We start from the raw sequence: 25,676 nt of genomic DNA, 5'->3' as shown, positions 1-25,676 counted from the left end.
CCCCTTATGTCACTACTCATAAAGAAAAATTATATTTTATATAATTTTTTATGATTTTCTATATAATTTTCTTTATTAAACATATTTAAATAAGTTTTATTTGCATTTCTTTTTAATCTATTTAATAGTACTTTATCTTCATAAATCCTAATTATATTACTACTAAATCCATCAATATCTTTAACATCTACTAAAAAGCCATTATATCCATTTTTAATTTCTTCATTAGTTCCATCAATATTTGTACCAACAACTGGTATACCCTGTGAAAATGCCTCAATTGGAGCTAATGGAAGACCTTCAATATAAGAACATAATAATAATAAATCTATATATTTTAAATGGTCTATTACATTATTTTTACTTCCTAATAAATAAACATAATTATTTAATCCTTCTTTTCCTATATAAGCTTCTAGATTACTTCTTTCAGGACCATCTCCAATTAAAACAAACCTTATATTTTTATTACTCTTTATTGTTTTTTTAGCAATCTTAACAAAATCATACACACCTTTATAATTAATTACCCTGCTAACTTGAGCTACTACAAAGTATCCTTTTTTCTTTAAATCTAACAATCTATAATCTATGTTCCCTAACCCTCCTTCCACATCTACTGTATTATATATTGTAGTTATTTTTGTTTCGTCTAACTTTGATTTTTTTACTAATATTAACTTTGCACTTTCGCTTACCGCTATTATTTTAATATTTTTTAATGCTATATTAGTAAGTTTAAACTTATTTTCTATACATAAATGTTGCGTATGAATAACCTTAACTCCTGTTATTATACTTACTATTTTTGCTAACAATGCTGTCATTCTATGATGACTATGAATTATATTAATATTCTCTTTTTTTACTATATCCAATATTTTTTTTATGTTAAATATAATATTATGTGGAAGTTTGTTTTCCATATTATATAGGGTGTAGTATTTTACATTTAATTTTTCAAATTCCCCTAAAAGTTCACCTCCACTACTTGCTATTACTATTTTATTATCTCCCCTTAGTTCCTTAGTTAGTTTTAATATACATTTTGTAACACCACCAACACTCATAACATTATTTAAGTATAATATATTCATCTTTTTCTCCTATCAGGCAAGTATATAATTTTCAATTGAACTTATTATATTAGTTGTATTTGAAACATACTTCTTAAATTCAATTTTTTGTATTTCTCTAATAGCTAATTCTAAATTTTCTATATTAATTACTGATTTTATAAATTGCATATTTTCAAACTGCCGAACTATTTGTAATTGATGATTATCAACATGTTCATTAAATTCTTCTAATCTAGGAACCGCTATTACTTTTTTTCCCTTCTTAACAGCCCCAACTATAGCACCAGTTCCACCATGAGTTATTACTATATTACTGTTATCCATCATTCTTTTAAATTCATCTCTATCTAAAAAATTTTTATATTCATAATTTTTAGGTATATAATCACTATATCCTATTTGTGCAAAAACTTCTTTTTTTGTTATCATGCCTTTTTCTATTAAACTATCTACTTCCCTTAATAGTCTATTAAATTGAAACTTTTGAGAACCTAAAGTTATAAATATCAATATATCCCACCTTCATATAATGCATTAGGATAAAATTCTTTCATTTCTTCCCATTGAACATAAAATCTATCTGCAAATTTATAAACTAATTTTCCTGTTAAAGTTGGCGAATTCACCTTAGCAAAAGATTCTATAAATATAATTTTTCTTTTAAATATTTTTGAAATTAAGCATATTGGTATTGTAGCTAATGCTCCTGTTGATATTACTACTTCTGGTTTTTCTTTTATAAATATAATTATTGATTTAAATGAATTTATAATCATATTAAATAAAAATTTAAACTCTCTTCTATTAACCTGTTTCAAATAATAAGTATTAAACTTACTATTTGAAACAGAATATTTAGTTTTTTCAGTTACTATAAAACTATCATGCTTCTCCATAAGAGGTTTTAACATCATAAGCTGTTCAAAATGACCACCACTTGAAGCAATAAAACACACCTTTTTTTTCATCTTTAATTCCCTATCTTATATTATTGTTGCTGCAACTTCTTCTAAGACTATTCTATCTATTAAATTGATTACTGCTTGTCTTCCAACTGAATAATAATCTAAAGTTCTATTCTTTATATCATCTATGCTATAACAATTTCTACCGTCAAATATTATTGGTGTATTCATAAGTTCAACATATTTATCTAAACTTAAATTTTTTATTTCATCCCATTCTGTAAATATAAATACCATATCTGCATTATCTATTGCTTCTTCTGGAGTTTCTTTATAGTCAACTTCTGTTGGAAATAGTTTTTTAAAATTATTTACTCCAACTGGATCATAAGCTATTATCTCTGCACCCTCATCTAAAAGTCTTCTTATATTAGATATTGATGGAGCTTCTCTTAAATCATCAGTTCCTGGTTTAAATGTTAATCCTAAAACAGCTACTCTCATACCTTTTAAACTACCAAATCTTTGTTTAGCTTTTCTAAATAGCTTGTACTTTTGATTTTCATTAACTTCAATAGTTGCTTTTATAGTTTTAAGTTCATATCCATTATCATTTGCTAACCAATGAAGTGCTTTTGTATCTTTTGGAAAACATGAGCCTCCATATCCAAGACCTGCATTTAAAAATTTATCTCCTATTCTCTTATCATAGCTCATTCCTTTTGCTACATCCTCAACGTTAGCTCCAACTAACTCACAAAAGTTTGCTATTTCATTCATAAATGAAATCTTAAGAGCTAAAAAATCATTTGAAGCATACTTTATCATTTCTGCTGATCTTCTATTTGTTACAATTATTGGCTGATTAAATGGTTCGTATATACTTCTTAATATCTTTTTAGCATTTTTAGATTCAACACCAATAGCTATTCTACTTGCCTTTAATGTATCTCTAACTGCTGTTCCTTGTGCTAAAAACTCTGGATTTGAAGCAACTTCTATATTTATATCATTTACTTTATGCTCTTTTAAAAAAGCTTCAACTTTATCATTTGTTCCTATTGGAACTGTTGATTTTACAACAACTAAACAATCCTTCTCTGCATTTTCAGCTATTTGTTTGCAAACCTGAAACACATAATCTAAATTAGCCGAACCATCTGCCCGCTCCGGCGTTCCAACTCCTATAAATACAACATCTGCGTCTTTATATGCATTTTTATAATCAGTTGTAAAATCTAATCTCTTAGCTTTATAATTCTTTTCTAAAAGTTCATCAAGTCCTGGTTCATATATAGGAGACATCCCCTTTTTCATAATCTCCACCTTTTTTTCATCTATATCTACACAAGTTACATTATGTCCAACCTCTGAAAGACAAGCACCTGTAACTAAGCCAACATATCCTGTTCCTGCTACCACTAATTTCATGTTTTCCCCCTTAACTTGCACTTTTATCACCCAAAAGTACAAAAACTGTTTTAAATATAAGTTTTATATCGATAATTAAATTTCTCTCTTCCACATATTTAATATCAAGATTCATCCAATCTTCAAATCCAATATTATTTCTTCCATAAACTTGCCAATAACATGTAAGTCCCGGCTTAACACTTAATCTCTTTAGCATCCATGGCTTAAACTGTTCAACTTCTTTTGGTAAACTTGGCCTTGGTCCAACCAAACTCATCTCACCCTTTAAAACATTTATAAGTTGTGGAAGTTCGTCTAAACTTGTTTTTCTTATAAACTTTCCAACCTTAGTTACTCTAGGGTCATTTTTCATTTTAAACATTGGGCCTGATCTTTCATTCTGTTTCAACAAATTTTCTTTAAGCTCTTCAGCATTGTGAACCATACTTCTAAATTTATACATTTTAAACTCTTTTCCATTTTGCCCAACTCTTTTTTGTGAAAAGAATATACTTCCCTTTGAATCTTCTATTTTTATAAGAATAGCCACAATTATTAATATTGGACTTAAAACTATTATTCCAACAATTGCTCCAACTATATCAATAAATCTTTTTAAAATTAAATACCACTTTGATATATTTGAATCTTCAAAATTACTCTCTAATTGAATACTTGAATTATCCAATACTATACTTGCTGCTATTTCATCTTTAGCATCTTCACTAATATGCTCTTGCACCTTTTATCCCCCTTACTTAAACCCACTCCTTATATTTTCACTTTTGTTTACTAATTTTAAGGTACAATAACTTTTAATATCCCCTTAAATTCAAATTAATTAAAATTTTACCCTAAAGCCTTTCCTAAAGACATTACTTTCTTTTTCTTACTCTTTTTATGTTTTTTATTTTCATTTTCATGGTAATGAAAATAATTATTTTTGCTTTCTTCTACCCCATTAAAAACTGTTCCTATAACATTTGCCTTTACTTTATCCAAAAGCTTTTTAGCATTTATGACATTATCTTTTTTAGTTTTTTTTGCTTTAACCACAAGTATCGTGCCATCTACTTTGGTTGAAAGAATTTGTGCATCAGTAACTGCTAAAACTGGAGGCGTATCAAAAATTATATAATCATAAATTGGCCTAAGCTGTTTTATTAAACTTTTCATATTCTTTGATCCCAACATTTCAGATGGATTAGGTGGCAAATTTCCTGTTGTTATAACATCTAAATTTTTAGAAATATTTCTTATAACACTATCTATTGAAGCCTTTCCCACTATTACTTCAGAAACTCCCATTCCATTTGATATTACAAAACGTTTATGAATAGATCCTCTTCTCAAATCACAATCCATAAGTAATACTTTCTTTTCATTTTGTGCTAAAGAAAGTGCTAAATTCCCTGCCGTTGTTGTTTTTCCTTCTCCAGGCTCTGAACTTGTTACAACTATAGTTTTTAGACTTTCATTAAAAGCTGAATACTCAATATTGGTTCTAAGTGTTCTATAACTCTCCGCCGCCATTGACATTGGCTTTTTTTCAACTATAAACATATTTTCCTCCCTAAATTAATTATTTTGTTTCTGTAAGTGGAATATTTCCTAGCACAGGAATATCTAATGTTTTTTCCAAATCATCTTTATCTTTAAATGAATTATCTAAATATTCAAGTAAAAATACCACTCCAATACTTACCATAAGACCTAAAACAAAAGCTATTGCAATGTTCATTTTTTTATTTGGCGAAACTGGTGTTTGAGATACTTGAGATGCTTCTACAATCTGTATCTTTCCATTTGGTATAAGCATTTTAGCTTCTTGTATAAAAGCAGTTGCTATTACTTGAAGCACATTATTAACTTGATATGGGTCATTTCCCTTGTAACTTATTTTAATTATCTGAGTATCATTATTTGAACTTACGGTTAAATTATTAATTACTTCTTCTGAAGTTAAATATATTCCATTTGCCCCTAGTGCATTAGCTATCAAATCATTAGTTTTAACAAGTTCAACATAAGTTTTTACAAGTTTTTGATACATCTGTATATCGTTATTACTATAATCTCCATTAGCTTCTGTCTGTTCTTTTCCTATGAAAAGCTTAGTTGATGATTCATATTCCGGTTCAATAATATAAAAAGTAAAAAAAGCTGCAACCACTGTTGTAAGTGTCGTTATTACAACTATCATTTTCCATTTATCTTTTAAAACACGTACTATATCATCTACCCTTATCACTTCTTCTTCCATTTTATTATCTCCTAATTGAAAAATTTGCATTTTAATATTTTTATTTGCATTATTATATTTAAATAATTATTAATATAAATAAATTTTTTAAATAAAAATTATAAATATTCAAATTTCATTCACCATTTCACCCCTCTAAATTACATTTATAATAAAATTATACTATTAATACATATTTTTTCTACTTTTATAATTTGACAAAATACTTGTTTTTGTTTTATTATTTTTTCCTTATTTAGTATTATTTTTCCAAATTATTTAATTTAAATTATTTTTTAACTTTTTTTTATATTTTTTAGTTTTTTATTTAAAATAAATTTGTAATTAAATCTATATTTTTATAATTTATTGAAATTATTGTAATATAAAGTTTTGTTAACTTTTTATTAATTTCTATTAACTCAAAAAAAGGCCTTAGAAAAATATATCTAAGACCTTTAAAACTTATTTTGTATATGAAATTTTGCATAAATATCAATTATTATTCCCAACTTCTTATATCTTTAAATATATAATCATGCAAGCTTGTAACTGTCGTTTCTTCATCAAAATCCAAATAATAAACTCCATCTATCATTGTGCCATGACAATCTTTATCCATTGGAAATCTTTCTTGCTCTATATTTACATTTCCCATTTTCGCTACTGCCGTTCCAATACTTAATATTTCTGTTGCATCCATGTTAGTTTCGATTAATGGCAATATTTCATTTAGAAGATTAGGCCATTCTTTTACTGATGTATCTTTTATTTTTTCAAAAACTTTAGTTAAAACAATTCTTTGTCTCTCTGTTCTTTTATAATCATTACCTTCAGTATATCTGATTCTAGTATACGCTAAAGCTTGAGTTCCATTTAAATTATATATTCCTGGTACTTTTATAGTTTCTGCTTTTTCATTAGTAAAACTATTTATGCTGTTTATATAGTTTGCTAAGTACGGAATTTCATCTTGCGTTATACTAACTTCAACTCCACCTAAAATATCTATAATTTTTTGAAGACCACTAAAATTTACACTTGCAAAGTCTTTAATGTTTAAATCAAAATTATTATTTAAAGTTTGTATTGCAAGTTGCGGACCACCATATGCATATGCATGATTTAGTTTATCCTTACTTTTACCTATTATATTTACATAGGAATCTCTCATAATAGATGTAAGCTTTATTTTACTATTATTTCTATCAATAGTTAATATCATAATAGAATCTGATCTTCCATCATCCCCCTTTACTGCATCAACTCCAAAAAGAGCTATATTTTGTATATTAGAATAACTACTAAGTTTTTTATCAGTTTCAGGATCTATTGCTAAATTATTAATATCAATATCTACAGTCTTTATTTTTTCAAAAAAAGAATACCCATATATTGCAGTTGCTCCAATTCCACACAAAATAATAAGCAAACATACCGAAAAACCTACAAAAATCCTATTTTTCTTTCTAGTTTTTTTCATTTAATATCCTCCTATGTTTCTAGAAAGCTTTTTGTTTTATTATTTTTACTTTCCCCTTAAATATCTTTAAAAGTTCCTTTATTTCCTTATTAAAAGTAATAAAATTCAAAATTATAAGAATGGTTAAATAAGCAAGTCCCCCAACTAACCAACTAAAATTATTAGATAGAGTTAAAAAGCTTACAATTAAAACCAAAAGATAAATAAATTCTTTTTTAGTTATGGTTAAATATCCAAAATCTTTAATAGAATAAATATACCATGTTATAAACGCAAGAGTTGTTGCAACTGCAATAGCTTCTGGTGTTTTTGATATAAACATAGCAACTGTATTATATATTGCTGAAATTAGAACCATAAAAAACACTACTTTAACATATCTTTTTTCATTTTTTCTAGCCTTATATAAATTTACATAAAGTGCATTTATAACAATCATATAAGGATATGCTGCAAAAGATATTGCTATTATATTAAGAGCTGGTATATATTTTTTTATCATAATAGACACAATAGCTGCAAAAGCAAAATATCCAAGACTTGCAAATCCACCTAAAATTAAAAAAGCATTTTTAAGTTTTTTAACTTCCTCCTCTTTTTCTCCCTTGGATAGATAATTATAAAATGTTACAGACACCGCACTAACCAAAAGATTTATTATGTTTAACATAGATATTGCAAAAGAATAATAAGCAAAAGAATCTACATCAAAAAATAATTTTATAAACCATCTATCAATAGCATAAAACATCATAACCGATAGATTTCCTAAAAGAATGAAGAATCCCACCTTAACATTTTTTAATGCCTTCAAATCATATTTAGCTTTTATTCCCCTTGTTGATTTATAAAATCTATATTCTAAAAATAAAAAAGCCATTCCATTAGCCACTAAAGTTGTTAAACAATAAAAAATCTTATTTTCACTTCTAAAAATTAAAGCTAAGAATATATTTAATAAAAGGTACATCAAAGTATAAACATAAGAAACCTTGGCATAGTCTTTAAATTGTCCTGTAGCTTGATAATATAATTGATGAAAAGAATATGTGTTAACAGGAATTATACTAAGAGCTATTAAAAACATTATTAAATCACTATTAACAAAAGCAAAAATTAAAAATATAGCTGTTACTATTGCTTGCATAAGCAAAAATACTTTATGCTCTCCTTTAAGTTCTGCTTTATCAATTTCATTTGAACTCTTTCCTCCATATTTTATATACATTCCATCTACGAAACCAAAATGCAAAAAACCTATATAAGATATATAAAAAGCATATGTTTTCACAAAAGAATAAGATTCCACAGATAATATAGCTGGTACAACAAACCCTATTATTATTCCTGAAATCATACTTAAAAAATTTGCAGAAAATATCCTAAGAATACTATTTTTCAGACTCATAAATTCTCCTTTTAATACCATTTTTTAATTTGTAAACTTTTTATTTTAAACATATTTAATATTTTTATACATATAATTACTTTAAATCATTTTTTTATATTATTCAACAAATATATTTAAAAAAGTTTTATTAATAATATTATGTTAAACTTTACATAAGTATGTCAAAATGTTACAATTTATGTGTTATTACGAAAGGAAGTGCAGTTAAATGGTCAATAATTCAAAAGAAAAAAACGTCACCAAGAAAAAAAAAATGTCCATAGGTAAAAAAATTTTAATAGTTTTTAGTGTTATTTGTCTTTTTGGTGTAAGTGTTTTAGGTGGAATCCTTGCTTATTCTTATGGTTTACTTGATAAAATGGAACAAGTAGAATTGGATAAAAATGATTTATCATTAAACACATACGTATCTAATGACAATATTGTAAATATTGCTTTATTTGGAGTTGATGGTATGAATGGCGAAGGTGGACGCTCTGATTCTATATTAATTTTAACTATTGATAAAATTAATAATAAATTAAAGATAAGTTCAATAATGAGAGATGCTTACGTTAATATCCCTGGTCATAACAAGGATAAAATAACTCATGCTTATGCCTATGGTGGTCCTCAACTTGCTGTAAAAACATTAAATGAAAACTTCGATTTAGATATACAAGAATTTTTAACGGTAAATTTTGAATCATTTCCTGAAATAATAGATGCTTTAGGTGGAATTGATTTAGAAATTACACAAGAAGAAATAAACGCTTCTATAAATATAAATAGCCATATACAACACTTAAATTCATTAAATGGAACTAACTCTCCATATATAACTACTCCAGGACTTCAACATGTTGATGGAACACAAGCTTTAGCTTATGCTAGAATAAGATATACAGATGGCGGAGATGCTGCAAGAACTCAAAGACAACAAATTGTTCTTAATGCTTTAATTGAAAAAATAAAAGAAACCCCAGTAAGTAAATATAATGCTCTTTTAAATAAATTTTTACCTGTAATTAAGACAAGCTTAACTTCTAATGAAATGTTAGGTGTTGCTGGAGATGTTTTGAAACTTAGCAATTATCCAGTAGAAAATAAAACTTTTCCTCTTTTAGAAAATAGTAAGGACTCTATGATTAATGGAACTTATTATCTAACCTTTAATGAAGATACAACTATTAAAGAAATTCATGAATTTATATATGGAACTAACGACACAAAATCTTCCTCTAATTAATATAAAAATCTTTAAAATAATATTAATACTCTGCAAAAATTAAATAATAAAAAAGGATAGATTCATTATAGTCTATCCTTTTAATTTTTAAACCAATTCAGAAACCTTATTATTCTTATAAATATACTCTAATAAATTTTTTGCCGTTGCTAATTTTATATTTCTACTCATATTATTAAACATTTCACTTGATTCTATTTGAAATTCTTGAACAGGATCTACCTGCTTATACGATCTTAAATTTATCCCTTGCCTTAAATATTCCAAATCTTTTATATATTCTATCCAAAAACTATCAACAGTATCTAAAAGAATTTCTTTTTCAAAATTTTCTTCGTTATTATTCTTAAACAGTAAATATTTCTTTATTATAACTTTTTCTATTTCTACTGATAAATACTTAAACTTGCTTCCAATTATTAAACTATCTATATCCTCAGCACTAAAATAAAAGTTTTCTGCTAAATTTTTATTTATTTCTTTTACATCATCTTGAGTTATTTCCTTATCTTTGTTAAAATTACTCAATAAATCATTGACTAAATAACTTATCATATTTATTATATCATCTTCTATGTCATCTGAATCTAAGACTTTATTCCTTTGTTCATATATCACTTTTCTTTGCTTGTTTATAACATCATCAAATCCAATTATATCTTTTCTTGCTGCAAAACTATCCCCTTCAACAGCTCTTTGTGCATTTTCTACTGAAATTATTGCTGATTTATGCTTAATTTCTCCATCTTCACTCTTATTTAAACTTTCTATTATCTTCTTATACTTGCTAGACATATAATTTTTAATTATGTCATCTTCTAAAGAAACATAAAATACACTCTCTCCTACATCTCCTTGTCTTCCTGACCTTCCCCTTAATTGATTATCTACACGCCTTGAATCATGCTTTTCTGTCCCAATTACCTTTAAACCACCTAAACCATAAACTTCTTCAGTAAGTTTTATATCTGTTCCTCTTCCAGCCATATTAGTTGCTATTGTAATTGCCCCTTTTTCTCCAGCCTTTGCAACTATTTTAGCTTCCATTTCATGATTTTTAGCGTTCAAAACATTATGGGGTATATTTTTTCTCTTCAATATCGCTGATATATCTTCAGATTTTTGTATACTAGAAGTACCAACTAATATCGGTTGTCCTGTTTTATTAGTCTTTATTATATCTTCAACAACAGCATAATATTTACTCTTTATATCAATATAAACCTTATCTTTATTATCTATTCTTTGCACAGGTTTATTTGTTGGAACTACTATAACATCTAAAGAATAGATATCCCTAAATTCTTTTTCTTCGGTATTTACAGTTCCACTCATTCCAGATAATTTTTTATAAAGTTTAAAAAAGTTTTGAAGTGTTATAGTTGCCATAGTTTCAGATTCTTCTTGGATATCTACACCTTCTTTAGCTTCTATTGCTTGATGAAGACCATCTGAAAAACGCCTTCCTTCCATTATCCTTCCTGTTCCTGTATCAACTATCAAAATTTCATCATTCTTATTAACTATATAATCTATATCTTTAATCATAGTATAGTTAGCCCTCATAGCTTGCACTATATGGTGCTGAAGATTTATATTTTTTAAATCTCCATAGTTATCTATTTTAAAATATTCTTCTATTTTTTCTATTCCCATTTCAGTCAAAGTCACTGCTTTTTTCTTATCATCTACTTCAAAATCTCTATCTTTTTTTAAAGTCTTAACAAACTCATCAATATCTATATAATATTCAGTAGGCTCTGCCCCATCTCCCGATATTATAAGCGGAGTTCTCGCTTCATCTATCAAAATTGAATCTATTTCATCTATAATTACATAATTAAGTTCTCTTTGAACTCTATGTTCTTTACACTTAACCATATTATCCTTTAAATAATCAAAACCTATTTCACTATTTATTCCATAAACTATATCTTTATTGTAAATTTCTCTTCTTTCATCACCTTTCATATCATGAAGAATTACGCCTGTTGTTAATCCCAAAAATTCATGTATTTTCCCTATTTCTTCACAATCCCTTTTAGCTAGATACTCATTTGATGTAATAACATGAACACCCTTACCTGTTAAAGCATTTAAAAACGCTGGTAATGCTGAAACTAACGTTTTTCCTTCACCAGTTTTCATTTCTGCAACTCTTCCTTGATGAAGAATAATTCCACCAAGTATTTGAACATCATAATGCTTCATGCCCAAAACTCTAAAAGAAGCTTCTCTAACTAAAGCAAAAGCCTCAACTAGCACATCATCTAAAGATTCACCATTTTTTATTCTTTCTTTTAATTCTTCTGTTATTTCCCTTAGCCTTTCATCCTTAATTTTTCCCATTTCATTATCTAAAGCTTTTATTTTTTCTACAATTGGCATTATTCTCTTTATCTCTCTTGAACTATAATCTCCAATAAATCCGTTAATTATCTTTTTCAAAATTACCCCTCTTTTATCTATATTATTTTAATTATACAAATATAATAAACTCCAATTTAATATCTATATTTGAAATTATAACTTTTTATATCATTTTTATCAATAATTTTACAAAAAGTATTTTAATGGTATAATATATTTATTATTTTTTAAGGAGATGATTATTATTGTCGTTTAATTCATTAATATTTATATTGTTTTTTTTACCATTAATACTTTTTTTATATTATATTATTAAAGATAAATACAAAAACTTAGTACTTTTATTGGGTAGTATAGTGTTTTATTCCTTTTCTTCAACAAAAACTTTACTAATAATTTTTATAAGTATTCTAGTAAATTATTTTATAGGCATCACTATAAATAAAAGCAAATATAAAAAACATATATTATTTATTGGTGTTTTGTTTAATATTTCAATTTTAATTTACTACAAATATGTAAATTTTTTTGTTTCGTCTTTCAATAATTTTTTAGGACAATATATAAATATTAAATTTTCTCCACTTAGCTTATTAATACCTCTTGGTTTATCTTATATAACATTTCAACAAATTAGCTATATAGTAGATATTTATAGAGATAGTGAAACTAACATTAACTTTTTAGATTATTGCTTATATATACTATTTTTTCCAAAAATAATTTCTGGTCCTATAATTCAATTTAAAGATGTTAAATCTAACTTTAAATTCAGAAAATATACTGATGATTCTATGAATGATGGAATTTATAGATTTGCCACAGGTCTTGGAAAAAAAATAATAATAGCTAGTACACTTCAAAATGTTGTAGATAAAATATTTGCTTTAGACCCAAACACACTTCCTATGTCATTAGCTTGGCTTGGAATAATAGCATACACTATGCAAATATATTTTGATTTTTCAGGTTATACAGATATGGCGATAGGTATTGCTAAAATGTTCTGTTTTAATTTTCCTGAAAACTTTAATAAGCCATATCTTTCAAAAAGTATAGGAGAATTTTGGAGAAGATGGCATATCACCCTTTCTAATTTTTTAAGAGATTATATATATATTCCTCTTGGTGGTAATAAAGTTTCTAGAAGTAGAATGCTTATAAATACAATGATAGTTTTCTCTTTAAGCGGTCTTTGGCATGGAGCCAATTTTACATTTATAATTTGGGGATTTTATCATGGATTTTGGGTTATTATTGAAAAACTTGGCTTTAAAAAATTTTTAAACAAATTGCCTAATGCTTTATCTCAAAGTATTACCTTTATCATAGTATCAATTGGCTGGGTATTTTTTAGATCTGACAATGTTAAATATGCAGTAAAATATATTAAAACTTTATTTAACCCTTTTGCTATAAATAGAGTTTTAGATACATCTTTTTTAGGATTAAATAAAAAATTCTTTTTAATATTATTAATTGCACTTTTAATAACTTTAATTCCTAAAATAAAAATTATTAAAAGCAATATTAACACATTTGCTAACAAGTGTTTTTCTCTTATCATTCTTGTTTACTCTATCGCTATAGTAACCACAGGAAGTTTTAAGCCATTTATATATTTTAAGTTTTAAATATATTAATTGTAGAAAGGGGAAAAACTCTATGAAAAAAGATATTATTAAACCTAAGAAAAATATAAAGATTATAAATTTTATAAAAAGAAAATGGTATTTATGTGGATTTTTAATTATAATATATCTTCCCTTAATTCAAATGAATTTAAATATTTTTAATACTTCTACAATAAATGAAAAGAGGGAAAAAGCACAAAAACCTGTATTTAATAAAAATGAAGACATTTCAATTTATCTACAAAATTATGAAACTTATTTTAATGATAATTTTGGATTTAGAGAAAATTTTATAAAACTTGCCAATACAATAGATGTTAAGGTATTTAATATTTCATCAAACTCTAATGTTATTTTAGGTAAAAATAATTACTTATATTCTTCTGAGGAAACTAACGATTATAATAAAATAAATACTTTAACTGATGAACAAATAAATACTATTTTAAATAAGTTATCTTATTTTCAAAAAAAGCTAGCTGAAAGAGGTATCGATTTTGTGTTTACTGTTGCTCCTAATAAAAGCACCATTTACCCTGAATTTATGCCCTATGAAAGTTTAAATAAAAATGGTCAAAATAATCTTGATAAAATAAATAACACTATAAATAATTATTCTATAAATTATATAAACTATAAAGATCTTATGATAAATAATAAAAAGAATTATGAACTTTATTATAAAAGAGATACTCATTGGAATACGGTTGCGTCTACTTTAGCCTCTAATGAACTTTTAAATTATTTTTCAACTAAATATAATTCTGATTTTGGCTCAGTTTCTCCTATAAATATCAGAAAAGACTATAGGCAAGGAGATTTAGACGATCTACTAGGTATTAAAACAGATATACTTGAAACTACATGTGATATTAATACAATAGAAACTGATAATAAACTTCCAAAAACTCTTGTTTATATGGATTCTTTCTATAATGATGTTTTACCATGTGTAAATAACTTTTTTATTCAACGAATTGATATGCATAATCTAAATTCACCGGTTCATAGTAATTTTTCTATTTATTCACCAAATTCAAAAATAGTCATTTTTGAAATTGTTGAAAGATATATACCAGAACTATTAAACTATGATTTTAGTGTATTTGATGATTATATGGATGATTTTGAGTCTGATTTATCAAAAAATACATTAGACCTAAATTCAGGAATTTTTAAGAACGTAGCAAAATTTACAGATATATCACCGTTTAGATTTTCTTCACTATCTAAAGACTCATATATAACATGGAATACAAACATTAAAACTTTGGATTATATATACTTAGATTTAAATAATGTAGATGAATATAAAATAATTACTCTATATTGGGCAAAAGAAAATGAAGATTTTACAGATGAAAGTTCTATTGATGTATTGTTGAAACCTGGAAAATATAAATATCAAATTCCTGTTATTAACAATAATACAAACATAGATAAAATAAGATTAGCATTTAATAATACACCTAATGTTGACTTAAATATTAACTCTATTGATCTTTATACTAAAAATAATTAAATGTTAACAATATAAAATTAATTATAAAGCCTTGAAAATATTACTTCAAGGCTTTCATATAGTATTATAGATTTTTAAACAATATCTTAAAATCCATCCCATCATGTTTAGGTAGCAACAAAATTTCTTTAAATGGTATCAGTATATTTTTCATTACTACTCTATTAGCAGGTATAAAACAACTATTATTTTCAAATTTAATCACACTTTCATATATTATAAGATTATTTGAAGTTGTAATAACAATAGGTAATGTTGCTATACTTAAATCTTTTACAAAAGAATTTCTAATAATCAAACTTATAAAATACCCATCTTCAATATACATCTTTTTAAATATATTAATAGTTAAACTATTTTTATTTATTCTTGGTAAATTTGCAATAAATTTATTAAACTCTCGTTTAATAATATACCCTTTAAATTTAGGCTCTATATTAAATTCCAATTCTATTGGTTCATACTTTTCTAAATTATTTAAATTACCTATATTTATTTCAAATGAATTTAAATCATAAAATTCTTCTAATAAGATTTTCTTGATTCTCAATTCTTTAAAAACTGCCTGTGCCATTTTTATCTCTTCTTCTACATGTAAAACCTTATTTATTTTATTTTCACCACAGGTAATCACCAAAGGCAAAGATTTTACTAAAATATCTTTTTTAGAAGTATTAATTATATAAATTCCAATTTCTATATATTCCTCTTTCTCGTATATATATGATTTATAAACATACAAATTATTACTTCTTAATTCTTCATTTTTTAACACATTAAAAAGTTCTTCTTTTAAAAATTCTTTTAAAAATTCACTCTCATGAATTTTGCTTTTCATTTCCACATTATTAAAATCTAGTTTTCTAATTTCCATAATTTTATCCACCTTTAAGTGTTAATTATAATAGCATTTAATCTGTTTTGTTTTCTTATAAATTCCAAAATTTTATTTACATCATCATAAAAATCATTCATTTCATAATATTTTTTTTCATTTTCCAAAATATTTTCTATTATAATATCCCTATATATTTTAGGAACATTAATTAAATTTCCTATTAATAATTTTAACAAAATATCTCTTTTTTCTTTATAACTCTCCAAACTGTTATACCTATATATTAAATAATACTTATCCACCAATAAACTAAACTCTTTATAATCACCTATAATATTCTTATTTAATAAAGATTTAAATTCGCTACTCTCATAAAAATCATTATCATATTTATCTTTAAAAATATTTTTAATATCTTTAAATTTACATTTATTTAAGTTTTTTATTTTTCCATTAATTTTTTCTTCAAAAAAAACATAAATATCATCTAAAAATTCATAGTTTTTATAATTAAAATCCTTTAAAAACCTTTCTATTACTTCCAAATCTTCTATTGAAGGATTATAATTTTGATATAAATTTTTATCTAGTAACTCTTCAATTTTCACATTATCTCTTATTGCCTTTATTTCTTCTATAAGTGGTGTATTTTCATCATCATATTCAAAAGTAATTTGACTACTTAAAAAATTAAAAAAACCTCTTATTTTGAGCAAAATATTCATAGAATCTATAATATTCTTACAATCCATATTTTTATAAAAAAGAATTATTTCTTTAATTTTAAATAAAATAGTTGCATCACTAAATCTTTTATCACCATACTCTGTTAACTCTTTTAAAACAAGCAAAATCTCACTAGCTTCTTCTAAATCGCATTTATTTAAAGCTTTTTTATAATTAGCTAAACAACTATTAATATCTAAATCTAACGAATTAAGATTACAAATATCACCAATGTTTATAACAAAATCATTACTATCGTTATTTTCCCTTATATCTATAACATATTTTTTATCCATAAATTCCTCTTGTAAAATTTAATTTTTGTAAAACAACAAGAGTTACCTCTTAAAGAAGTAATTTAAACTTATTCTTGAGATAACTCTTAAAATCAATCTATTAATATATTAAATTTAAAACATATATTATTTGTTAAGTGCAGTTCTTATATCTGTGTAATTAGAATATTCAACCAATTCTCCTTTTGAATCAAAAGAGTTATTATAAAATTTATCTGCCTTTTCTACGCTAACTTCTTGTCCTATAATTTCTTTTAATGCATTACGTAATGGAAGTGTTAAGTCATCAGCTTTCTTTTCTTTTCTTTCTTTCTTTAACTTATCTAAAGCAACATTTAAATTTTCTAACTTACCTTCAATATCTTTATTAATTTTTACAATTTCTTTCTCTAAATCACCAATACTATATTGTTTTTCTTGAGATGAAATATTTCTTAGCAATTCTTCAGCTGTATCTTGTTTTTTTACTGTTGATAAATTATTAAAATCTCCAAAATTTCTTGTTTGTGAAAATTTACCTAAAGCTTTTATCATATTCTCAAGAGTATTTGCATTAACCACATCTGCTTTTTCATTTATCATATTTAAATATTCATTTACTTTTTCTAAGCCAGTATGCTTTTCAAGTTTATGTTTAATATTCTCTTTATCCAAAACATAATGATCTATATTCTCAGCTTTTACATTATCTAAACCTAAAAGTGAATTTTGTAATGCCTCTAATATAGCCTTTTTATCACTTTCCTCTAAAGCAGTTTTTAAGTCAGTTTTAGCTTTGTTTATAGCTTCTTCATTCTTTTGATCTGCTTCTTTTTGCTTTCCATCATTTACACTCTTAATTTGAGTTTGAATGTTTGCAATTTCTTTAATATCTTCACTATTCTTTTCTATTTCTTTCTTATAATCTTCCATATAATCTGGGTTTACATCTTTAATATACTTTGCTTCAACACCTTCATTTAATACATTATTAAATTGTTCTTGAGTTCCATTTTTTGATACTTTCTTTAATAAATCTATATATTTATTTAACTCTGCATTACTACTTTCTTCTTTATCAAGTTTAGCATCAACTTTATCTATTATATCTTGAATATCCTTAACTTCTTTTAATTCAGTTTTTTGCAATTCCTCTACATAGTTTGCTAGCCTATCTTTATTGTAAGTTACTAAATCCTTATATTCCTCTTTAGCTAAAACTTTTCCTAATTTTTCATCATTACTAGCATCTTTAACTTCTTTAACAAAAGCTTTTTCTGTCAAGTTAAATTTTTCCCCATTTATAGTCCAAACTCCTGTTGGTTTTTCTGGTAAATAATTGTTAAATTCAAATTTTGCCTCTGTAGCACCTTTTTTTATTATAGCTACTGATTTTACTTTAACCTCATTTCCATTGTTATCTACAACAGTTAAAGTAACATCATCTAGACTTTTTTCTAAAGCATCAAAAGTTACTTTTATTTGTTTTCTATTAACTTCTACGTCAGTTATTTTTAAATCATAAGCTTCCTGATCTATTAAGCAATCATCATCACCAGTTCCGTCTTGGATTTCATCATCTATTAAATAATCATCATCACCAGTTCCATCTCCAACTATGTTATCTAATTTTGCTTCAAATATTTTAGCCCATTCAACCATAGCTTCACTATTAGCAGTTAAAACTTCATTCACTAATTCTCTTGCATCTTTTATACTTTCTTCAGTTTTATCTGCTTCAGCTTTTTCAACTGCTTTAACTAATTCATCTTGTAATTTTTGTTGAACTAAATCTATTGCAGATGTATAAGAACTTCTCCAAACCGCTGGTAATTCAGGTTCTATTGTAGCAAACGCCTCATTTATATCAGCTTGTCTACCAGTTTCTTGAGCCTTAGTTATAGCTGTAACTATTTTAACTAATTTAGGATGTTGAACCTCATCAACTAAACTTGACCAAGTACAAGCAGCATTTATTAAATTTTCATCTTTTCTTTCATCTCCCACATGTCTTAATTCCCATATAAGGTCCATAGCTGCATTTATATCAGTTTGTTTTTCTGTTTCTTGAGCTTTTCTCATAGCATCATATGCATTTTTATATAAAGTATCTATATCCACTGTTGTTGCCATTACTGGTGTTGCAATACTCATTACAGACATTGTAGCCAAAGCCCCTGCTAATGTTTTTTGTAAATTTTTACTCATTAATTTTTCCCCCTAATTTATCTATTCCTTTAATTTGTTTTATTTTACAATAAATATTTTATCATATATTTTTTTCTTTTTCTACCTTTATATGTAATAATATGTTTTTTATTGTTAATATTTTGTGAATATATAATTAATTAGATAAAAAATAATAGGATAAATTTATTTATCCTATTACTCCTCTTCTTAGTGATTTTATCTTATCTATTCTTTTTTCTTTTAAATATTTAGTACATTTTAATAATCTAGTTGTATAAAAAAATATTGGGAAAACTCCTTTTATTTTATTGCTTCCTAAATCTTTATACTTTTTATAAAACTTCATTCTATTTCTTGTATTCCACTCTATTGCAAAAGGAGATTCCTCTTCTCCTGATGATGCACTCACCTTATGATATATTTTACTTTTTGAATTATATATAATTTTATATCCATTATTTTTTACCATAACGCAAAAATCTACATCTTCATAATACATAAAATATTCTTCTGGAAGCAACCCCACCGTTTCAAAAACTTCTTTTCTAATTAACATTAAACATCCAGTAGCAAAAGTTATTTCTTTGATTTCTTCTACCGTGCTAAAATTTCCTCTTTCATTCAAATGATATCCATAAAATTTATTCCAATCTATTTCTCCACCATTGTACCAAATCTTATTTCTATCATAATAATTCATTATAAGCCCAGTTGTTATACCAATATTTTTGTCTTTTTCAGCAGTTTCAACTAATATATCTAAAAAATTTTCCTCAACTGTTGTATCATTATTTATTAATAAAATATAATCTGCTCCATTCTCTAATGCATACTTTATGCCAACATTATTTCCATATGCAAAACCACCATTTTTATTAGACTCTAAAACTATATGCTTGTCTTTAAAATAGCTTCTTAAAATTTCAATAGATTCATCTCTCGAATCATTATCCACAATAATTATTTCAAAATTTTTATACTTTATTTTTTCTAAACTCTCTACACATTCTATTGTATCTTTAGAATTTTTATAATTTAAAATAATTATAGCTACTTTCTTCAACTTATCACATCCTTAGTTTTTAAATTCTTTCTAATGTCTATAATTTTAGCGTCTTTATTTATGCTTATCTTTAAAACTTTAGCCCTATAAATTTCAATAACTAAACATAATAATATATTTAATATAAGTATTGGGATTTTTAAAGAATTATCAAAAACGCTCCAAAGTAAAATATTTATAACGTTTATAGAAATCATAATTGAACCTAAAGCTGATATTTTTATTTTTCTCTTTATAAGCCTTATTGAAAAATATGCAATTCCAACGTATATAAATACATATACTATAAGACCAATATACCCTAAATCTTGCATAGCTTGTGGAATAAAAGATGATACATTTAATCCTACACTATCTTGTAAATATGGAGTATATCCAACTCTCCCCATAATCCATGCCTTATAAGATGCACCAAGACCTAAAATATTAGCACCAAGTTTTATAAATGGATATAATAAATTATTAAAAAATGTAAAATCAACACTTTGATTTATTATAGAATGTGATGCATTTTCAAGTGGACTTGTTAAATAAATATAACTCCACAAAGAACCAGAACTCATCCAATCAGGTGCTTGATAATGTTCATTTATAGTTTTATGAAAAATGTTTTCTAACACATATTTCATTCTAAGATCACCTATATACCCAAAAAATTCTAAGAATATTATAAGTAATATAACTAAAGCTACTATCATTGCAATAAACTTTTTATTAGATATATTTTTTCTTACATTTATAAGATTATATATTTCGTATATATATATAGCTGCTACTATAAATGCTATAGGTCCTCTATTTAATGTTAAAACCAATGTACCAATACTTATTAAAAAAAGTAACAAATCAATTTTCTTTTTATTAATTCTAAATAAAATATACTTTAATTGAGCACAAAAGGCTAACATATATATAATATAAGCTGAATAATGCCCAAGTTGTTGTTTATTTATTTTATTTTCACTTAATATTGCTAATCCATTTTTATATACACTAACTAAAAACAATAATAATGCAATTACTATTATTACATTCGTAAAATTTGAATAAATTTCAATACTTTTCTTATCATCTTTTAAATCTCTAACAATATTTATAACATCTTTTTCTGTTATATAACTTTTAAAGCCAACTATTAAAAATACAATGCATATTGTCATAACAACTAAATTTATTTGCCAAGTTGGATTATAAAGTCCACTAAGTTGCATATTATACATACCAATATTGAATAACCAAAGCATAGCCATTATTTTTACTGCATCGGTAACTATTGCCAATCCTTGTTTTTTATACCCAACAAAGAGTACACTTCCAAAGATTAAAAGCTGTAAAACCCCTATAAAATAAAACACTAATTCTCCCCCTTATTTATCACATTGTATATTTCTCTTGCTGTTTTATTCCATGAAAATCTGTTTATATTCTTTTCAGACTTTCTTAAAAGTTCATTACGTAACTCATTATCCTTTATAGCTAATTCTATTTTTTTCCTTACATCATTTACATCATTCAAATCTAAAACTAATGCACTATCTCCATAAACCTCAGGAAGTGATGAATTATTTCCACACAAAACTAAAGCACCACAAGCCATAGCTTCTAAAATTGGAAGTCCAAATCCTTCATATAAAGTTGTATATAAGAAACCTTTAGAACATCCATAAAGTGTTGGTAAATCTTCATCTGGAACATATCCTACAAACTTAACTTTTTCTTCTATATTAAGTTTCTTTACTAAAGCTTTTAATTTTAATATATAAGATGAATCTTTACCTACAATTATTAATTTACAATTATCTATCTCTTCAAAAGCTTTTATAGCAACTTCTATATTTTTATGTGGATATGATGCACCAACCATAACCATATAATCATAATCTATATGATATTTATTTAATATTTTTCTATTTATATTTTTTTTGTTAAATAAATTTTTATCATATCCATTATAAATTACAGATATTTTATTTTCTTGTATCTGATAAATATCTACTAAATCATTTTTTGTACTTTCAGAAATACAAATTATTTTATCTGATTTCTTTATTAAAATAGGCATAAGATACTTATAATAAATATACTGATGCTTAGCCACTTTAGGATAACGCATTGGAATCAAATCATGAATGGTCATTATTTGTTTGGCTGGTGATAAAATGCTTATATATTGAAAAGGATGATATATTATATCATTTTTTCCCCCTTTAAAAGGCAATACAAATTGTGTCCATAAAAACCTAGCTAATCCCCCTACTTTTTTATAACTTGGCTTTACATACTTATTTATAATTTTGGTATTAACCCCATCTATCTCTACTGGAGATAATACCTCCACATTGTTTTCAATATTATTTATCTCATGCACTACATTCTTTGCATACACACCAAGCCCTGTGGGTTTTTCATGCAATATACTACAATTTATAATAACCTTATTTCTCATTTAATGTCCTCCTAATGTTCACTACAATAATCAATTCTTATTTATTAATACAACTAACTTTTCTTTAATCTTTATTGTCTTTGCGTATTTAATATATTTTTTTAATTGCTTTAATAAAAATATTATGAGAGCTATAATCATAATTTGTAGGATAGGTACTAAAATTACACCATTAAAAATACTATTCACATTCAAAGACAAACTAAAAAATGTTAAGAATGCTTTCTTTATAAAATCTAATACTCTAATATGAAGAGCAAGTATTATAATAGTGTTAATGCCTACAAATTTTATAATCCTTTTTTGTTTTATTAACTTAGATGCTATTATTATTATATATATACCTAAAAAAGAGTTGCTTATGAACAAAAGAATATTATTATATTGACTAGAATACATATCAACTCTTCCATTTAATTGGTTAAAAATTATAAGTAACACTAAACTTATAAGTATACATATAAAATCTACTATTTGAGGTTTATATGTATTTAACTTATTTTTTAATAAAAAACCAGTTCCATAAAATAATACTCCTACTAGTGCTACATCAAAACTCCATAAAAAATTAATTCTCAAAATATCATTTAACAAAAAACCAACGCTAGATACTGCTATTATTGATATCAATATAAAAACTTTTTTCTTTATTTTACTTATAAAGTAAAATATTATTGATGTAATAAATAAACATGGTAAAAACCAAAGTTGTAACCCCCATGCCATACTATCTGCACCTTGACAATAGAATATTCCAATAAAATTTTTAAGTATATCATTCTTATATAAAACTATTCCTTGAAAATTCATTAATAATATCCAAAGAAAATATAAAAATAAAGATAATTTTAAATATGGAATTACAATATTTCTAAATCTTTTTTTAATAACTTCTTTTAAAGAAGCAGAATTACCTTTATAAGTAAGTCCAGATATAAAAAAGAACAATGGTATATGAAATGAATATATATAATTAGTTAAAATAGTATCATTGTGACCTATTAATACTAAAATCATTGCTATTCCTCTTAATATGTCTATATATTCTATTCTCTTATTATCTATTTCACCACTTTTTTCTAATTGAAATCCCATACCTCTCCTTTTACTTCTTTAGCTACCTTTAAATACTATTTATTATTTCTATAAAATAATTTTTCCATTGTTGTGGTAACGCCTCTGGCATATAATTTATAGCTTTCTCTTTATCATCTAATTTTTTCGTTTCACTATATATATTTATCTTTTCTTGTATCCTATCTAATATTTCTTGTTGTTTTCCATCTAATAAAACACCCCAAGGTATAACATCATTATCTACATTATTGTCATCATTAATATCTAAATAAAATTCTTTATATTGTTTAATGGCTTGTCGTGCCTCATTTATTTTTACTTGTATTGTCTCATCATCCAAATTTACACTATCTAGAACCGTCATCGTCGCCTTATAAGCTTCTTTGTGAAAATCATATAATTGTCTTTTTACGATTATAGATTCATTACTTTCAATATTAACTTCATTAACAGGTTCTTTTTGCCCACTTACAAATACACTACCTAATATAAATACTGCAAAAAGCGTAACTATACCTGTATATCTATTTTTATTTATTTTTTTATTTTTTTTGTTTAATTCCTTGCTCTCATTCGCTTTTGCAACAATTAATATTAAAATAAACATAATAACTAAATCATTATCAAATCCTAAATATTGAAGTGATGTAGTTATAATAAATGGAATTACTATTAAAAAAATAAATTTTATCATTTCATTACTTTTTATATTTTCCTTTACGAAGAATACCAAAAATAATATATACGATAAAATGCCCACTATCCCTAACTCAAAAAATAGATTCATATAAACATTGTGTAGATTTGATTCTTGACGTTGCACGACTTGAGAAATAAATGTTTTGCTATAGCCAAGTCCATTTCCTATGATAAAGTGTGTATCCCCAATATTAGAAATTAATTTATTCCATATATATAATCTTGTAAATCCTCCATCTGTCATGTCAAAACTTATATGAAAAAACTTTTCTACTAATATTGCAATGCAAAATACAACTAAAACTGCACTTACTAAATAAACACCTATTTTATACTTTCTATTTATGTTTCTTATAAAATAAAATACTAAAAACACTAATGCTACAACCAAAGCTAATTGACTAGTTCTACTTAATATTAAAAATACAGTTAACACACCCAATATTCCATAAAATATATTTCTTTTCCTATATTCTTTAGGATATATGGTTATTGATGAATATAAATATACTATAAATAAAAGCAAAAATTTACTAGCCCATATATTCTTATTGCTAGAACCTATTACAATATTATATGTGCTAATTATATAAGCACTATCTGAACTTTTAGTCAACCAACCACCTAGTAAATCACCTATCAACCCCCCTGATAGATATATATATATTATTTGTATAAAATTACCTAATATTATTAATTCAATTATAATTAAAAATTTTTCTTTATTTATATTTATTATTGAATTACTTATCAACAAGCTTACTACAATTAAAAATATTAAATTAATATTTATCTTTAATAGCATGGACATATCTATCATTGTATGAAAAAATACTATGCTTATAATTGAATTTATTATCGACCAAATAACAAATACAGTTAAAGCTATTTGCCACTTATTAATTTTAATTCTAGGTTTATTATTTATAATCAATATTGCACCTAATAATATGCTTACACCAAATAAAGCAATATAAATTTTAAAACCAGATATAAATACAGACAAAATTGATAAATATAATAGATATACATATTTATTTTCAATTTTATTAATTAAACTTTTCATACTATCCCC

General features: G+C 24.9%; 21 protein-coding genes. 3 read left to right on the top strand and 18 right to left on the bottom strand.

Annotation, left to right across the window (positions count from 1 at the left end; genetic code table 11):
• Positions 1-29: 29 nt before the first annotated feature.
• From HH195_RS01995 to HH195_RS01955, 9 genes are all read right to left on the bottom strand, one after another.
• Positions 30-1,097, bottom strand: coding sequence for a glycosyltransferase family 4 protein (locus tag HH195_RS01995; protein ID WP_196371387.1), 1,068 nt, complete (start codon positions 1,095-1,097; stop codon positions 30-32).
• 12 nt (positions 1,098-1,109) lie between these two features.
• A complete protein-coding gene (gene pssE / locus HH195_RS01990) occupies positions 1,110-1,589 on the bottom strand; it encodes a PssE/Cps14G family polysaccharide biosynthesis glycosyltransferase (RefSeq protein WP_196371386.1) in 480 nt (159 codons plus the stop codon).
• Complete coding sequence (pssD, locus tag HH195_RS01985) at positions 1,586-2,047, bottom strand: PssD/Cps14F family polysaccharide biosynthesis glycosyltransferase (protein WP_196371385.1); 462 nt, start codon at positions 2,045-2,047, stop codon at positions 1,586-1,588. The genes pssE and pssD overlap by 4 nt, the downstream gene beginning before the upstream one ends.
• A gap of 15 nt (positions 2,048-2,062) precedes the next feature.
• The gene (locus HH195_RS01980) at positions 2,063-3,415 is read right to left on the bottom strand and encodes a UDP-glucose dehydrogenase family protein (RefSeq protein ID WP_196371384.1); all 1,353 of its coding nucleotides are present in this window, start codon (positions 3,413-3,415) and stop codon (positions 2,063-2,065) included.
• A gap of 10 nt (positions 3,416-3,425) precedes the next feature.
• Positions 3,426-4,085, bottom strand: coding sequence for a sugar transferase (locus tag HH195_RS01975; RefSeq protein WP_371811684.1), 660 nt, complete (start codon positions 4,083-4,085; stop codon positions 3,426-3,428).
• 161 nt (positions 4,086-4,246) lie between these two features.
• Positions 4,247-4,960: a CpsD/CapB family tyrosine-protein kinase gene (locus tag HH195_RS01970; RefSeq protein WP_196371382.1), complete on the bottom strand. Its 714-nt coding sequence runs from the start codon at positions 4,958-4,960 to the stop codon at positions 4,247-4,249.
• 19 nt (positions 4,961-4,979) lie between these two features.
• On the bottom strand, positions 4,980-5,660 hold the full coding sequence (locus tag HH195_RS01965; RefSeq protein WP_196371381.1) for a YveK family protein: 681 nt from the start codon (positions 5,658-5,660) through the stop codon (positions 4,980-4,982).
• Between the two features lie 481 nt (positions 5,661-6,141).
• The gene (locus HH195_RS01960) at positions 6,142-7,122 is read right to left on the bottom strand and encodes an LCP family protein (RefSeq protein ID WP_196371380.1); all 981 of its coding nucleotides are present in this window, start codon (positions 7,120-7,122) and stop codon (positions 6,142-6,144) included.
• A gap of 19 nt (positions 7,123-7,141) precedes the next feature.
• Positions 7,142-8,530 (bottom strand): lipopolysaccharide biosynthesis protein, encoded by a 1,389-nt coding sequence (locus HH195_RS01955; protein ID WP_196371379.1) that lies wholly within the window; start codon positions 8,528-8,530, stop codon positions 7,142-7,144.
• Positions 8,531-8,741: 211 nt separating this feature from the next.
• Here HH195_RS01955 and HH195_RS01950 point away from each other — a divergent pair, with 211 nt between their 5' ends.
• A complete protein-coding gene (locus HH195_RS01950; RefSeq protein ID WP_196371378.1) occupies positions 8,742-9,761 on the top strand; it encodes an LCP family protein in 1,020 nt (339 codons plus the stop codon).
• An 87-nt stretch (positions 9,762-9,848) separates the two neighbouring features.
• Here the strand turns inward: HH195_RS01950 and secA are convergent, their stop codons facing one another.
• Positions 9,849-12,209: a preprotein translocase subunit SecA gene (gene secA / locus HH195_RS01945; RefSeq protein WP_196371377.1), complete on the bottom strand. Its 2,361-nt coding sequence runs from the start codon at positions 12,207-12,209 to the stop codon at positions 9,849-9,851.
• 278 nt (positions 12,210-12,487) lie between these two features.
• On the opposite strand from secA, the gene HH195_RS01940 reads away from it, so the two are divergent.
• Positions 12,488-13,765: an MBOAT family O-acyltransferase gene (locus HH195_RS01940; protein ID WP_243278553.1), complete on the top strand. Its 1,278-nt coding sequence runs from the start codon at positions 12,488-12,490 to the stop codon at positions 13,763-13,765.
• Between the two features lie 31 nt (positions 13,766-13,796).
• Positions 13,797-15,287 carry an alginate O-acetyltransferase AlgX-related protein gene (locus HH195_RS01935; protein ID WP_196371375.1) on the top strand — a complete coding sequence of 497 codons (1,491 nt, stop codon included), beginning with the start codon at positions 13,797-13,799 and terminating at the stop codon, positions 15,285-15,287.
• A 64-nt stretch (positions 15,288-15,351) separates the two neighbouring features.
• Here the strand turns inward: HH195_RS01935 and HH195_RS01930 are convergent, their stop codons facing one another.
• From HH195_RS01930 to HH195_RS01895, 8 genes are all read right to left on the bottom strand, one after another.
• A complete protein-coding gene (locus HH195_RS01930; protein ID WP_196371374.1) occupies positions 15,352-16,161 on the bottom strand; it encodes an SLAP domain-containing protein in 810 nt (269 codons plus the stop codon).
• Between the two features lie 14 nt (positions 16,162-16,175).
• On the bottom strand, positions 16,176-17,147 hold the full coding sequence (locus HH195_RS01925) for a hypothetical protein (RefSeq protein WP_196371373.1): 972 nt from the start codon (positions 17,145-17,147) through the stop codon (positions 16,176-16,178).
• 126 nt (positions 17,148-17,273) lie between these two features.
• Positions 17,274-19,334: a hypothetical protein gene (locus tag HH195_RS01920; RefSeq protein WP_196371372.1), complete on the bottom strand. Its 2,061-nt coding sequence runs from the start codon at positions 19,332-19,334 to the stop codon at positions 17,274-17,276.
• 169 nt (positions 19,335-19,503) lie between these two features.
• A complete protein-coding gene (locus HH195_RS01915) occupies positions 19,504-20,379 on the bottom strand; it encodes a glycosyltransferase family 2 protein (protein ID WP_196371371.1) in 876 nt (291 codons plus the stop codon).
• Complete coding sequence (locus HH195_RS01910) at positions 20,376-21,734, bottom strand: O-antigen polymerase (RefSeq protein ID WP_196371370.1); 1,359 nt, start codon at positions 21,732-21,734, stop codon at positions 20,376-20,378. Before HH195_RS01910 ends, HH195_RS01915 begins: the two co-directional genes overlap by 4 nt.
• Entirely contained in the window at positions 21,734-22,825 is a 1,092-nt protein-coding gene (locus HH195_RS01905) for a glycosyltransferase family 4 protein (RefSeq protein ID WP_196371369.1), read from the bottom strand. Before HH195_RS01905 ends, HH195_RS01910 begins: the two co-directional genes overlap by 1 nt.
• 30 nt (positions 22,826-22,855) lie before the next feature.
• Positions 22,856-23,920 carry an acyltransferase family protein gene (locus tag HH195_RS01900; RefSeq protein ID WP_196371368.1) on the bottom strand — a complete coding sequence of 355 codons (1,065 nt, stop codon included), beginning with the start codon at positions 23,918-23,920 and terminating at the stop codon, positions 22,856-22,858.
• A 28-nt stretch (positions 23,921-23,948) separates the two neighbouring features.
• Entirely contained in the window at positions 23,949-25,667 is a 1,719-nt protein-coding gene (locus HH195_RS01895; protein WP_196371367.1) for an O-antigen ligase family protein, read from the bottom strand.
• Positions 25,668-25,676 lie beyond the last annotated feature (9 nt).

This window comes from Candidatus Sarcina troglodytae (assembly GCF_015708635.1).
Classification (GTDB): domain Bacteria; phylum Bacillota; class Clostridia; order Clostridiales; family Clostridiaceae; genus Sarcina; species Sarcina ventriculi.
Note: the sequence above shows the minus strand (reverse complement) of the source record. Positions and strands in the feature narration are given on the sequence as shown.